Origin of the sequence: Kocuria sp. SM24M-10, from assembly GCF_001027955.1 — a bacterium.
Classification (GTDB): Bacteria; Actinomycetota; Actinomycetes; order Actinomycetales; family Micrococcaceae; genus Kocuria; species Kocuria oceani.
The window spans coordinates 20,629-30,566 of record NZ_LDNX01000018.1; the positions used below are offsets into that span (position 1 = coordinate 20,629).

General features: G+C 73.9%; 7 protein-coding genes and 1 pseudogene. 7 read left to right on the forward strand and 1 reads right to left on the reverse strand.

Translation table 11 applies throughout. From position 1 onward, the window contains the following. The first annotated feature begins 10 nt into the window (after window positions 1-10). The 7 genes and pseudogenes from ABL57_RS02025 to ABL57_RS21040 form a co-directional block, all read left to right on the forward strand. Complete coding sequence (locus ABL57_RS02025) at window positions 11-2,074, forward strand: WYL domain-containing protein (protein ID WP_047801775.1); 2,064 nt, start codon at window positions 11-13, stop codon at window positions 2,072-2,074. A gap of 23 nt (window positions 2,075-2,097) precedes the next feature. Further along, a complete protein-coding gene (locus ABL57_RS02030; protein WP_047801776.1) occupies window positions 2,098-2,466 on the forward strand; it encodes a hypothetical protein in 369 nt (122 codons plus the stop codon). Continuing rightward, the gene (gene tatA, locus ABL57_RS02035) at window positions 2,459-2,764 is read left to right on the forward strand and encodes a Sec-independent protein translocase subunit TatA (protein WP_047801777.1); all 306 of its coding nucleotides are present in this window, start codon (window positions 2,459-2,461) and stop codon (window positions 2,762-2,764) included. Before ABL57_RS02030 ends, tatA begins: the two co-directional genes overlap by 8 nt. A gap of 119 nt (window positions 2,765-2,883) precedes the next feature. Continuing rightward, window positions 2,884-3,777, forward strand: coding sequence for a twin-arginine translocase subunit TatC (gene tatC, locus ABL57_RS02040; protein ID WP_047801778.1), 894 nt, complete (start codon window positions 2,884-2,886; stop codon window positions 3,775-3,777). Window positions 3,778-3,848: 71 nt separating this feature from the next. Continuing rightward, a complete protein-coding gene (locus tag ABL57_RS02045; protein WP_047801779.1) occupies window positions 3,849-6,686 on the forward strand; it encodes an RNA helicase in 2,838 nt (945 codons plus the stop codon). 54 nt (window positions 6,687-6,740) lie between these two features. Next, a complete protein-coding gene (locus ABL57_RS02050) occupies window positions 6,741-8,432 on the forward strand; it encodes an amidohydrolase (protein ID WP_047801780.1) in 1,692 nt (563 codons plus the stop codon). Between the two features lie 207 nt (window positions 8,433-8,639). Beyond that, window positions 8,640-9,341, forward strand: a pseudogene (locus ABL57_RS21040) (polyprenol monophosphomannose synthase); the annotation flags it as partial. A 19-nt stretch (window positions 9,342-9,360) separates the two neighbouring features. Here the strand turns inward: ABL57_RS21040 and ABL57_RS02055 are convergent. Then, complete coding sequence (locus tag ABL57_RS02055; protein WP_047801781.1) at window positions 9,361-9,696, reverse strand: RNA polymerase-binding protein RbpA; 336 nt, start codon at window positions 9,694-9,696, stop codon at window positions 9,361-9,363. Between the last annotated feature and the right edge of the window lie 242 nt (window positions 9,697-9,938).

Below are 9,938 nucleotides of genomic sequence, written 5' to 3' on the forward strand. Positions count from 1 at the left end.
GACCCAGCGGATGGCAGCCCGATCGACGGAGCGGCTTCTCAACCTGCTCATCGCCCTGGTCTCCCGCGAGCGCGGCTACACCCGCGCCGAGCTGCGGGAGGCCGTTCCGTCGTACGCGGAGTCCGCCTCGGACGAGGCCTTCGAGCGGATGTTCGAGCGCGACAAGGCGGAGCTGCGCGATCTCGGCTACCCCATCGAGGAGGTCTCCGAGGACCCCCTCTTCCCGGACGACACGCACGGGCACCGGTACCGGATCCCGCGCGGGTCCTTCACCCTGCCGCCGCTGCAGTTCACCGCGGAGGAGTCGGCGGTGCTCGCCCTGGCCGCCAACGCGTGGACGGACGCCTCCCTGGGCGAGCTGGCCCGCCGCGCGCTGCGCAAGCTGGAGCCGGCCATCGGGGGACTGCCGGACGAGGACGCCCCGCCGCTGCTCCAGCCCACCCTCACCGCCCACGAGCCGTCCTTCGAGCCGCTGCTCTCGGCGGTCGTGCGCCACCGTGAGGTGCGCTTCGACTACCTGGCCCGCAGCACCGACCAGCTCACCACCCGCCGGCTGCGCCCGTGGGGGATCGGCTCCCGCTACGGCAACTGGTACGTGGTCGGCTGGGACCTGGACCGCAAGGACTCCCGCACGTTCCGGCTCTCCCGGATCATGTCCGACGTCACGGTGACCCGCAAGGAGTTCGACCCGCCCGAGGGCTTCTCCATGAACGAGGCGCTGTCCCACATGGTCTCCCACGCCCCGGCGCGCACCGTGGAGGTCCTCGCCCGCCCCGGCCACGCCCTGATGCTGCGCCGGATGGCCTCCCGGCAGCAGCCCGCCGCGGTCGCCGGGGCCTGGGACCGGCTGCACATCCCGTTCGCGGAGACCGAGATCCTCGCCGAGGAGATCGCCGCGGCCGGGCCCGGCGTCGTCGTGCCCGAGGGCGGGGACGGGACGGCGCCCACCATGCAGGCCGAGGTCCGGGCCGCCGTGGTGCGCCGGCTCGGCAGCGCCGCCGCGGCCGTGGCCGCGTTCCACGGCGTGCCCGTCGACTGGACCGTGAAGTCCCGCAAGGGCACCCGCAACAAGCTCTCCACGGCCGACCACCTCTCCCGGCTGCTGGAGATCGTCCGGTGGGTCTACGCCCACCAGGGCGCCGAGCTGGAGGAGACCGCCCGCCGCTTCGGGATCACCGACCAGGAGCTGATCGCCGACCTCAACACGCTGTTCGTGTGCGGCAAGCCCGGGCACATGCCCGACCAGCTGATCGACGCGTCCTGGGACGACGGCCACGTCTACCTCTCCAACGCGGACGAGCTCTCCGACCCCGTGCGGCTCACCCAGCCGGAGGCCTCCGCGCTGCTCGTGGGCCTGCAGACCCTGCGCACCGTGCCCGGCGGGGACTCCGAGGCCGTGGCCTCGGCGATCGCCAAGGTCGCCGGCGCGGCCGGGGACGCCGGGGTCCTGGCCAACGCGGTGGGCGCCCGCCCCATCACGGACACCCCCGCCCCGGCGCTGGCGGACGTCATGGCCACCGTGCGCCGGGCCGTGGAGGAGCGGCGCCGGATCCGGATCCGCTACGTGGTCCCCTCCCGGGACGAGCTCACCGAGCGCGTGGTCGACCCCGTGCAGGTCTTCTCCTCCAACACGCACTGGTACGTGCGCGCGTGGTGCCTGACCTCCGAGGGGATGCGCAACTTCCGGCTCGACCGGATCTCCTCCGTCGAGGACGCCGGACCCGCCGGGGAGCGCCCGGCCGCCCAGGAGGCCGCCGCGGCGTCCCGGCCGGCCCCCGGCACCCCGGACACCGTGGAGGTCGTGCTCGTCACCGACCGCCGCAGCCGGTGGATCGCGGACCAGTACCACGCGACCCGTACCGCGGTGGTACGGCTGCCCGGCGGGCCCCGCACCGGTCCCGCCGCCGACCACGAGGCCGCGCTGATCGGCTTCCAGACCGTCGAGGCGGTGTGCGCGCTCGTCACCCGCTACGGCGGGCAGCTGGCCGTGGCCGGCCCCGACGACGTGGTGGCTCAGGTGGAACTCTGGGTGAACTCGGCGCTGGGCGCGTACGAGACGTCGGAACAGCGCTGACCGGCGCGCCTATACTGGAGGACATGCTCTGGTGGTCCTGGGTCCTGCTGTGGACGGTCCTCGTCCTGCTCGGCGCCGCGTTCCTCGGGCTGATGCTGTGGCGGCTGGTGAGGACGTTCCTCGCCCTGCTCCGGGACACCGAGACGGTGGCCGGGGAGTTCGCCCAGCACTGGGACGACGCCGCCGCCGGGGTGCAGCGTCCCGTCCGGGCCGCCCCGGACCCCGCCCTGTTCACCCCGGTGGGGCAAGCCGTGGCCGACTACCGGGTCGGCCGTGACCAACGAGAAACCGCCCGTCTGAGACGCCGCATGGAGCGCAAGGACCGCATGGGCCAGCCGCAGCGGATCAGCGACATCCGCCGGGCTGAACGGAAAGGAATGTTCAATGGGTAGGCTCTTCGACAGCCCCTTCATGATCCTGATCATCCTGCTGGTGATCCTGCTGCTCTTCGGCGCGCCCAAGCTCCCGGGCATGGCCCGCAGCCTCGGCCAGTCGCTGCGCATCTTCAAGTCCGAGGTCAAGGAGATGAAGAAGGACGACCAGCCGGACGGCTCGGACGTCGTGATCGACGGCCGCCCCGTGCAGGACGGCCGGGACGCCGCCCCGGAGGCGCGCCCCGGCACGACCGGCGCCTCCGGCACGGAGACCCCGCCGCGCCCGGACCAGCGTCCCGGCAGCCCCACGGCCTGACGGCCCGCGCCCCGCACCCGAGCGGTCCGCCGCCCCGCCCCCCGCGCGGGAGCGGAGGGCCGCTCGCCCGGTTCACCGTCCCGTTCCCCCCGTCCGGCCCCCACGTCCCGGAGGTCCCCATGTCCGCGCAGTCATCCCGCGGCCCCAAGCAGCGCCGGTCCTCGCGCAAGGCCAACCCGCAGGCGCAGATGGCCCTGGCCGAGCACCTGCGGGAGCTGCGCAACCGGCTGATCAAGGCGGCCGTGGCCACGGTCCTCGGCATGGTGGGCGGCTTCTTCCTCTACCAGCCCTTCATGGGCTACATCACCGAGCCCCTGGCGCGGCTGGCCGAGGCCGAGGGCAACCAGGCGTCCATCAACTACTCCGCGGTGGGCTCCTCCTTCAACATCATGGTGGAGGTCTCCCTGGTCCTGGGCCTGGTGCTGGCCAGCCCCGTGTGGCTGTACCAGCTCTGGGCCTTCGTGACCCCCGCCCTGCACCGCACGGAGCGGCGCTACGCGGTCGGCTTCCTGGCCGCGGCGGTCCCGCTGTTCCTCGGCGGCATCGCGGTGGCCGTGCTGACCCTGCCCACGGCCGTCTACGCGCTGACCGCGTTCACGCCGGCCGGCGGCACGAACTTCATCTCCGCCGACGTGTACCTGCGGTTCTTCCTCCAGCTCATCCTCACCTTCGGGATCGCGTTCGTGCTGCCGGTGTTCCTGGTGGGGCTGAACATGCTGGGGGTGCTCTCGGGCCGGACGGTGCTCAAGAGCTGGCGGATCGTGGTGGTGCTCGTGATGGTCGTCTCGGCGATGGCGGCACCCGGCCCGGACCCGATGACCATGTTCTACCTCGCGGTGCCGCTGCTGACCCTGTTCTTCGTGGCGGTCGGGCTGTGCCTGCTCCTGGACCGGCGGCGCGCCCGCCGGGAGGAGCGGCGGGCCGCCGCCACGGGTGCGTCTGCCGACGCCGCCACCTCGGCCGACGCGCTGGAACGGCTCGGCCGGGACCCCGAGGAGGGCACCGGCGCCTGACCGGGATCGGCCCGTCGCGAACGGGCCTGCGCGGACCCGTCCGCGTCGGCGATGCGCAGTAGGGTGGGCACATGTCCTCCTACGCCGACCGATACCTGGCCGCCAAGCAGCGGGCCGCCCACGCGAGGACCGAGCTGTCGGTGTTCCAGCAGCGGCTGGAGTTCGCGATGGACGAGTTCCAGGTGACCGCGTGCCGGTCCCTCGAGGAGGGCCGCGGGGCGCTCGTGGCCGCGCCCACCGGCGCCGGCAAGACCGTGGTGGGGGAGTTCGCCGTCCACCTCGCCCTCTCCCGCGGCCAGAAGGCGTTCTACACGACCCCGATCAAGGCCCTGAGCAACCAGAAGTTCCACGAGTTCTCCCGCGCCTTCGGCGCGGAGCGGGTGGGCCTGCTCACGGGCGACACGTCCGTGAACTCCGAGGCCGACGTGGTCGTGATGACCACCGAGGTCCTGCGGAACATGCTCTACGCCGACTCCCCGACGCTGCTCAACCTCGGCTTCGTGATCATGGACGAGGTGCACTACCTCGCCGACCGCTTCCGCGGCGCCGTCTGGGAGGAGGTCATCATCCACCTGCCGGAGAGCGTGCAGCTCGTCTCCCTGTCCGCGACCGTCTCCAACGCGGAGGAGTTCGGCGCGTGGCTGGACACGGTGCGCGGGGACACCGACGTCGTCGTCTCCGAGCACCGGCCCGTGCCCCTGTGGCAGCACGTGCAGGTGGGCGGGCGCCTGCTGGACCTGTTCGTGGACGACACCACCGTGGAGGAGGCGGCCGAGCGGATCGGCGGACCCGGCCGCGACGAGCCCGAGGTCAACCCCGAGCTGCTCCAGCTCGCCCGCGCCGAGCACCCCCGGGGCGGGCGCCGCGGCGGGCGGGGCCCCGGTGGGCGCTCCCGCGACCGGTTCTCCCGGCGCAACGGCGGCGAGGGCTTCCGCCCCGGACCCGAGACCCGGCGGGTCTCCCGCCCGCAGCTGATCCGCCGGCTCGACGCCGAGGGCCTGCTGCCGGTGATCACCTTCATCTTCTCCCGGGCCGGCTGCGACGGCGCCGTCCAGCAGTGCGTGGCCGCGGACATCCGGCTGACCACCGACAAGGAGCAGCAGACCATCCGGGCGCGCGTGGCCGAGACGGCCGCCTCCCTCGAGGCCGCCGACCTCAACGTGCTGGGCTTCTACGAGTGGCGCGACGGCCTGCTGCGCGGCGTGGCCGCCCACCACGCCGGGATGCTTCCGGCGTTCAAGGAGCTCGTGGAGCAGCTCTTCGCCGACGGCCTCGTCAAGGCGGTCTTCGCCACCGAGACCCTGGCCCTGGGCATCAACATGCCGGCCCGCTCCGTGGTGCTGGAGAAGCTCGACAAGTTCAACGGCGAGTCGAGGGTGGACATCACCCCGGGGGAGTACACCCAGCTGACCGGCCGCGCGGGGCGGCGGGGGATCGACGTCGAGGGCCACGCCGTGGTGCTGTGGCAGCCCGGCATGGACCCGCGCACCGTCGCGGGGCTCGCCTCGAAGCGCACCTATCCGCTGAACTCCAGCTTCCGGCCCACCTACAACATGTCCGTGAACCTCGTGGCGCAGTTCGGCGCCCACCGGTCCCGGAAGATCCTCGAGTCCTCCTTCGCGCAGTTCCAGGCCGACCGCTCCGTGGTGGGGCTGGCCCGCCGGGTCCGCTCCCAGGAGGAGTCGCTGCGGGGCTACGAGGAGGCGATGACCTGCCACCTGGGGGACTTCACCGAGTACGCGGCCCTGCGCCGGGAGCTCAAGGACCTCGAGCGGGCCGCGGAGCGCTCCGACTCCCGCCGGCGCCGCTCGGACGCGGTGGCCTCGCTGCACGACCTGCTGCCCGGCGACGTGGTGGAGATCCCCCGCGGGCGCAACGCCGGCTACGCCGTGGTGCTGAGCACCGACCCGAACCGGGACGACCCGCGTCCCTCCATCCTGACCCTGGACCACCAGCTGCGCCGGGTCGGGGCGCAGGACCTGGACGGGCCGCTGGAGCCGGTCTCCCGGATCCGGATCCCCAAGCACTTCACCGGCAAGACCCCCAAGGAGCGCCGGGACCTCGCCTCCTCCGTGCGCAACGCCCTGCACGAGCACCGGCCCCCGCGCGGCGGCGGCCGGGGGCACACCGTCCGCTTCGACCGGGGCACCAGCGCCGCCGAGCAGCGCATCGTCGACGTGCGCAAGGCCCTGCGCGCCCACCCCTGCCATGGGTGCTCCGACCGCGAGAACCACGCCCGCTGGGCCGAGCGGTGGTGGACGCTGCGCCGGGACACGGACGGGCTGCTGCGCCAGATCGAGGGCCGCACCAACACGATCGCCAGGACCTTCGACCGGGTCTCCCGAGTGCTGGACTCCTTCGGCTACCTGGAGACCCTGCCCGACGGCGAGGTGCGGCCCACGCACGCCGGGGAGCAGCTGCGCCGGATCTACGGGGACCGGGACCTGCTCCTGGCGCTGAGCCTGCGGGACGGGTTCCTCGACGGCCTCGACCCCGCCGCCACGGCCGGCCTGGTGACCCTGCTGGTGTACCAGGCCAAGCGCGAGGACCAGCGCGTCCAGCCCGTGCTGCCCTCCGCGGCCATGGACCGGGCGGCGCAGACGGTGGTGCGCAACTGGTCGGTGCTCACGGACCGGGAGCAGGAGCACCACCTCCCGCCCACGGCCGAGCCGGAGTTCGGCCTGGTGGAGCCCATGCACCTGTGGGCGCGGGGGGCCACGCTGAGCACCGCGCTGACCGGCACCGAGCTCGCCGCCGGGGACTTCGTCCGCTGGGCCAAGCAGGTGATCGACATGCTCGACCAGCTGGCCTCCATCGACCTGCTGAGCCCCGAGCTGCGCAGCCAGTGCCAGCGCGCGATCGCGCTGGTGCGCCGCGGCGTCGTCGCCCACTCGGCCTTCGAGGACTGAGCCCGCCCCGTCCGCCCCGGACCCCCGTCCGCGCCCGTCCCGAACAGGAGACCCGTGAGTTCCACCGCCCCCGCACGCCGTCCGGTCCTCTACCGCAACGGCTCCGTCTACAGCCCCGCCGATCCCTTCGCCACCGCCGTCCTGGTGGACGGACCGCGCGTGGCCTGGGTGGGCTCGGAGGAGGCCGCCCGGTCCCTGCAGGACTCCTCCATGGACGTGGTGGACCTCGACGGGAGGCTGCTGGCGCCCGGCTTCGTGGACTCGCACGTGCACCTGACCGAGACGGCGCTGGCCCTGTCCACCCTCGACCTCACCACGGCCGGGTCCCTGCAAGAGGTGCTCGACGCCGTGGCCGGGGCCGCGCGCACCGGCCACGGCGTGGTGCTGGGCTCCGGCTGGGACGAGTCCGTGTGGCCCGAGCGGCGCGCGCCCACGGCCCAGGAGCTGGACCGCGCCGCGGGCGGGCGAGAGGTCTACCTCACCCGGATCGACGTCCACTCGGGGGCCGTCTCCGCGTCCCTCGCCCGGCGGCTCGGCCTCGCCACCGTGGAGGGCTGGCTGGGCGACGGCCGCGTCGAGCACCTCGCGCACGACCGGGTGCGCGCCGCCGCCCTCGACTTCGACGCCGGGCGCCGGGCCGAGCTGCACCGGCTGGGCCTGCACCACGCCGCGGCCCAGGGCTACGTGGCCCTCGCCGAGGCCAACGCCGAGCAGGTGGCCCCGTTCGAGGACCTCGTGCACCTGGTCGCCCTCGCCAACCACGGGGTCCGCGCCGAGGGGCCGACCCCGCGCGTGCTGCCCTACCGGGGGGAGCTCGTGCGCACCGCCGCGCAGGCGCGCGCGGTCGTCGAGCGCTTCGACGCCGCCCTGGCGGAGCTGCTCGGGCGCCCGCCGCGGCGGGGCGAGTCGCTGGTCGGCCTGGCCGGGGACCTCTGCGTCGACGGCGCCCTGGGCTCCCGCACGGCCGCCCTGCGCGCGCCCTACGCCGACGAGCCGTCCAGCACCGGGGACCTCTACCTCGACCCGGACGCCGTCGCGGCGCACCTGGCCGCGACCACGGAGGCCGGTCTGCAGGGCGGCTTCCACGTCATCGGGGACGCCGGGATGGACACGGTCCTGGAGGGGCTCGACCGCGCCGCGCAGCTCGTGGGGGAGCGCGCCCTCCAGGGCGCCGGCCACCGCCTGGAGCACGCCGAGATGATCGACCCGGAGGGTGTCGAGCGACTGGCCCGCCACGCCGTGACCGTCTCCGTGCAGCCGGGCTTCGACGCCGTCTGGGGCGGGCCGGGCGGACTGTACGAGCAGCGCCTCGGCGCCGGGCGAGCCGCGGCGATGAACCCGCTGGCCTCCTTCTACCGCGCCGGGGTGCCCGTGGCCCTGGGCAGCGACGCGCCCGTGGTGCCCCTCTCGCCGTGGGACACCGTCCGCGCCTGCCTCGAGCACCACGACCCGGAGCAGCGGATCTCCGCCCGCGCCGCCTTCCTGGCCTCCACCCGCGGCGCCTGGCGGGCCGCCCGGCACCCGGACCCGATGCAGGGCCAGCTCGCTCCCGGCACCCCGGCGACCTTCGCGGTGTGGGACGTGGAGGCGCTGATGGTGCAGCAGGCCGAGGGCACCGGCTCCTCCTGGAGCACCGACCCGCGAGCGCGCACCCCGCTGCTGCCCGCCCTGGACGGCACGTCCCTGCCCGTGTGCCGGCAGACCGTGCTCGACGGCGTGGAGCTGTTCCGCTCCGAGGACTTCTGAGCCCCGGGCCGGGGCCGGATCGCGGCCCTGGCCCGTGTCGGTCGATCTTGGCCGAGCGCACGGCGCAGGATAGGCTGGGCAACTGCTGCCGGGTGGGCTCACTCGTCCTTAGAAAACAGGCCGGCATCCCCTCAGGGCTGGCCTGGTCCGAAGGCGAGGGAGCCTGCCCTGTGGTTTAACAGGTGAGACCTCGAAAGGACCGACCCGGTGCGCGTACTGACCGTCATCCCCACCTACAACGAGCGCGAGTCGTTGCCCACCGTCATGGACCGGCTGCGCCAGGCCGTCCCGGACGGGGACGTGCTGGTGGTGGACGACAACAGCCCGGACGGCACCGGCCGTCTCGCCGACGAGATGGCCGCCGCCGACGGCAGCATCCACGTCCTGCACCGCACGAGCAAGGAGGGCCTCGGGGCCGCCTACATCGCCGGGTTCCGCTGGGGCCTGGCCCGGAACTACGACGTCCTGGTCGAGATGGACGCGGACTGCTCCCACCAGCCCGAGCAGCTCCCGCTGCTGCTGGACGCCGTGGAGCGCGGCGCCGACCTCGCCATCGGCTCCCGCTACGTCCCCGGCGGGCGCACCGTGAACTGGCCGGTGCAGCGCCAGCTGCTCTCCCGCGGCGGCAACCTCTACGCCCGCACCCTGCTGGGCTCCCGGATCCACGACATCACCGCCGGCTACCGTGCCTTCCGCCGCGGAACCCTCGAGCGGATCGGCCTGGAGACGGTCGACTCGAAGGGCTACTGCTTCCAGATCGACCTCGGCTGGCGGACGGAGCGCGCCGGGCTGCAGGTCGTGGAGGTCCCGATCACCTTCGTGGAGCGCGCCGAGGGCGAGTCGAAGATGAGCCCGGACGTCACGCGCGAGGCCGTCGTCCGGGTGGCCCAGTGGGGGCGGGCCCTCCGCGCGTTCTGGGGCTGCGGGCTCAGATCGCGTGCTTGGCCCGGTAGAACTCGATCCGCTGGGCGAGGATCTCCTCCAGCTCGTCCACGCTGCGCCGCTCCAGGAGCATGTCCCAGTGCGTGCGCTGGTGCTTCTCGTTGGGGTTCTCCGGCTTCTCGCCGTTGACGATGATCGCTTCCTTGCCGGTCTTCGACACCCAGACCGGGGGGATCTCGGCCTCCGCGGCGAAGGTGACCGTCACCGACTCGCCGTCCGCGGTGCGGTACTCCACGCGCTGGCGCGGAGCCGGCTCGACACCGGCCTCCGTCTCCATCGACTGGGAGCCCAGACGCATTCCCCTGAGACTGCGGTCGCTCATAGTGGTGGTTCCTCCATAACTGACGGTGGCCACGGCCGTGGCGCACACTCGGGCTGACGACGGGTCTGCAGGGACCCGGGATCCTCTGGGTGCAACGTCGACGGCCCCCGGGATGTTCCCCGGAGCGGGCCCGGATTCCCGGGCGGCCCCTGCCTCAGCGGACCCTGCCTCAGCGGCCGGCCGGGCCGTCCTGGGGCGGCATCGGGTCCTCGAGGCGCACGGGCGCGTCCGGGTCGATGCTC